The organism is Merdimmobilis hominis (genome assembly GCF_016901855.1).
GTDB lineage: Bacteria > Bacillota > Clostridia > Oscillospirales > Ruminococcaceae > Paludihabitans.
This window is the reverse complement of the sequence record NZ_JACJKY010000101.1, coordinates 1-219: the sequence shown is the minus strand read 5'-3', so window position 1 is coordinate 219 and position 219 is coordinate 1. Positions and strand designations below refer to the sequence as shown.

Here is a 219-nt window from a genome sequence, read left to right as displayed (position 1 = left end):
TTCAACCTCTCAGTCCGGCTACCAATCGTCGCCTTGGTGGGCCGTTACCTCACCAACTAGCTAATTGGACGCGAGTCCATCTCAAAGCGGATTGCTCCTTTGATATCATTATGATGCCATAACGATATGTCATGCGGTATTAGCGTCCGTTTCCAGACGTTATCCCCCTCTTTGAGGCAGGTTACTCACGCGTTACTCACCCGTCCGCCACTCAGTTAA

The 219-nt window shown here is 50.7% G+C and carries 1 rRNA gene; it reads right to left on the bottom strand.

The features are described from left to right. Positions 1-219, bottom strand: a 16S ribosomal RNA gene (locus tag H6A12_RS13255); the annotation flags it as partial.